Genomic DNA, 3,793 nt, shown 5'->3' with positions numbered 1-3,793 from the left:
ATACGTGGCCAACAACGCCTGCGCCTCGATCGGATCACCCAGCGACGTACCCGTACCATGCGCCTCCACCACATCCACATCCAACGGAGACAACCCGGCGCCATCCAGGGCGGCGCGGATGACACGCTGCTGGGACGGGCCGTTCGGCGCGGTGAGCCCGTTGCTCGCGCCGTCCTGGTTGACGGCCGAACCCCGCACCACCGCAAGGATGTTGTGACCGTTGCGGCGAGCGTCGGAGAGCCTCTCAAGGACCACGACGCCGACGCCCTCGCCCCATCCCGTGCCGTCCGCATCCGCGGAGAACGCCTTGGAGCGGCCGTCGGGCGCCAGCGCGCGCTGCCGGCTGAACTCGATGAACGCCTTGGGCGAGGAGACCACCATGACGCCGCTGGCGAGCGCCAGCGTGCTCTCTCCGCTGCGCAGCGACTGGGCTGCCAGGTGCAGGGCGACCAGCGACGAGGAGCACGCCGTGTCCACCGTCACCGCCGGACCCTCCAGACCGAAGGTGTAGGCGATCCGGCCGGAGACCACGCTGGAAGCGCTGCCGGTGGCCGCGAAGCCCTCCAGTTCGGCGGGTACGCGCAGCGTGGCGAGGTAGTCGGAGCCCATCGCCCCGGCGAACACTCCCACGGCGGAGCCGCGCAGCGAATCCGGCGCCAGGCCGGCTCGTTCGAACGCCTCCCAGGAAGTCTCAAGGAGCAGGCGCTGCTGCGGGTCCATCGCCAGCGCCTCGCGCGGCGGGATGCCGAAGAACTCGGCGTCGAAGTCACCGGCCGCGTCGAGGAACCCGCCGGCCCTCGTGTAGTTCTTTCCGATGGCGTCCGGGTCCGCGTCGTACATGGCCCGGACGTCCCAGCCGCGGTCGTCGGGCAGCGGCGAGACGGCGTCCTTGCCGTCGCGCACCAACTCCCAGAGATCCTCGGGGGTTTCCACGCCTCCGGGGAAACGGCAGGCCATGCCGATGATCGCAAGTGGCTCGTCGGCGTCCACGGTGTGCCGCACGGTGGCGGTCGCACCCCCGCGAGCGCCGACGAGCACGGTGCGCAGATGGCGGGCGAGCGTCGCGGGGTTCGGGTAGTCGAAGACGAGGGAGGCCGGAAGCCTCAGGCCGGTGACCGCACCGAGCCGGTTGCGCAGCTCGACTGCGGTCAGCGAGTCGAAGCCGAGATCACGGAACGCCTGGTCCGCCTCGATGCCCGCGGACGAGCTGTGGCCGAGCACGGTCGCGGCCCGGGTGCGCACCAGGTCGAGAAGCACGCGCTCCTGCTCGGGCTCGGACAACGCGGCCAACTGCAGCGCCAGGGCATCGGCCTCGCCGCCGCCGGTGGCGGCGGTACGGCGCACCGGGACCCGGACCAGGCCGCGCAGCAGCAGCGGCAGCGTACCGCCGACGGCCTGGGCGCGCAGGGCCTCCTGTGCCAGGCGGACCGGTACGAGCAGTGAGTGCCCCGCGGTGAGGGCGAGGTCGAACAGTTCCAGGCCCTGCTCGCGGGAGAGCGGCGCGATGCCACCGCGGGAGAGCCGGGCACGGTCGCCGCCGCCGAGCCGGCCACCCATGCCGTCCTCGGCGCCGTCCTCGGCCCACAGGCCCCAGGCGAGAGAGGTGGCGGGCAGGCCCTGGGCGCGGCGGTGCTGCGCGAAGGCGTCGAGGAAGGTGTTCGCCGCGGCGTAGTTGCCCTGTCCGGCGTTGCCGAAGACACCGGCCGCCGAGGAGAACAGCACGAACGCACGCAGTTCGAGACCGGCCGTGGCTTCGTGGAGGTTGACCGCGGCATCGACCTTGGCGCGCAGTACCGCGTCGAGGCGCTCGGGGGTCAGGGCGGAGAGCATGCCGTCGTCGAGCACACCCGCGGTGTGCACCACGGCGGTCAGCGGATGGTCGGCCGGGATACCGGCGATCATCATGTCCACCGCGTCCTTGTCGGCCACGTCGCAGGCGACCACCGACACCGAGGCGCCCGAGTCCGCGAGTTCCGCGCACAGTTCGGCCGCGCCAGGGGCGTCGGCGCCGCGCCGTCCCGCGAGGAGCAGATGCCGGACGCCGTGCTCGTTCACCAGGTGCCGGGTCAGCGTCCGGCCGAGGGAGCCGGTGCCGCCGGTGATCAGGACAGTGCCCTCGGCGTCCCAGACCGGCGCCTCGTCCGGTGCGGTCACCATGTCGGCGGCGCGGGTGAGGCGGGGTGCCAGGGGACGCCCGCCGCGCACGGCGACCTGCGGTTCACCGGTGGCCAGCGCCAGGCGAACGGAGTCCTCCCAGTCGTCGGGGGCATCGGTGTCCACCAGGACGAACCGGCCTGGGTTCTCGGACTGGGCGGCACGCACCAGACCCCACACCGGGGCCTGAGCCAGGTTCTCCACCAGGTCGTCACCGGCGGCCACGGCTCCGTGCGTGACGACCACCAGGCCCGTGTCGGCACACTGCTCGGCGGCGAGCCAGGTCTGGATGACGCCGAGGACCCGAGCGGCGCACTCGCGCGCCGCGGCAGCCGTGCCCTCGCCGTCCGTCGCGGATACGGCGGACGGCGGCAGTACCGCCCAGTCGGCGCCGAACGCGCCATCGGGCAGTGAGAGTTCGGGACCGACGGGCGACCAGGACGTCACCCGGCCCTCGGTCTCGCCCGGCACCGCGGTCCACTCGACCGCGTAGAGGGGCGCGCTGCGGCCGGCGGTCACCGACCGCTTCAGCTGCTCGGCCGACACCGGCCGGGAAACCAGTGCCTCGACCGAGGCCACCGGGCGCCCTGCGCTGTCGGCGACCTCCAGGGAGACGGCGTCCGGGTCAGCCAGCGACAGGCGTACCCGCAGCTCGGTGGCGCCCAACGCGACGACGGTCACCCCGTGCCACGCGAACGGCAGCCGGATCAGGTCACCGTCGAGACCGTCTGCGGCGGACACCGCGTGCAGCGCGGCGTCGAGGAGTGCCGGGTGCAGGCCGAATCCGCCTGCCTGCTCCGCCGTCTCCTCGGGCAGCGCCACCTCGGCGTACACGTCGTGGCCGTCCCGCCAGACGGCCGTCAGACCCTGGAACGCGGGCCCGTACCCGTACCCGGCGTCCGCCAACTGCTCGTAGAACCCGTCGAGTTCGATCGCCTGCGCACCGGCCGGCGGCCAGGCCGTCGCCCGGAACGGCTCCGTGTCACCTCGGGGTGCGACCAAGCCTTCGGCGTGCCGCACCCATGTGTCGGGGGCGTCGTCGGCACGCTGCGAGAACACTCCGACCGGGCGGCGGTTCTCGGCGTCCGGTGCCCCGACGCGGACCTGCAGGGCCACCGGCTCGTCGGGCAGGGCGAGCGGCGCCTCCAGGGTCAACTCCTCGAGGCGGGCGCAGCCGGCCTCGTCACCCGCGCGCACGGCGAGCTCGACGAAGGCGGTACCGGCCAGCAGCACCGTGCCCGCCACCGTGTGGTCGGCCAGCCACGGGTGCGTACGGGTGGAGACGCGGCCGGTGAGCGCCACGCCCTGCCCGTCGGCGAGCCGGACCACGCCGCCAAGGAGCGGATGGTCGGCCGCACCCATGCCGAGGGCGGCCAGGTCGCCGGCGCCGCGGCCCGGGTCCTGCAGCCAGTAACTCCGTCGCTGGAAGGCATAGGTGGGCAGGGCCACTCGGGTGCCGGCGGCGAGGACGGAGCCCCAATCCACGCCGACGCCGTGTGCGTACCCCTCGGCGACACCCGCCGTGAACGACTCCGCTTCGTCGTGGTCCTTGCGGACCAGCGCGACGGCGATGCTCTCAGCGGACACCTCGTCGAGGGTGTCCTGCGCCATCGCGGTCAGCACCCCGGCAGGACCCACC

The 3,793-nt window shown here is 73.6% G+C and carries 1 protein-coding gene; it reads right to left on the bottom strand.

Going from position 1 to position 3,793, the window contains the following annotated elements:
• The coding region (locus AB0E78_RS41785; protein ID WP_361844940.1) for a type I polyketide synthase at positions 1 to 3,765 on the bottom strand (3,765 nt) is incomplete at its 3' end.
• Positions 3,766 to 3,793: the final 28 nt, after the last annotated feature.

Source organism: Streptomyces sp. NPDC032198 (assembly GCF_040636975.1).
In the GTDB taxonomy this organism is placed as follows: Bacteria; Actinomycetota; Actinomycetes; order Streptomycetales; family Streptomycetaceae; genus Streptomyces.
Note: the sequence above shows the minus strand (reverse complement) of the source record. Positions and strands in the feature narration are given on the sequence as shown.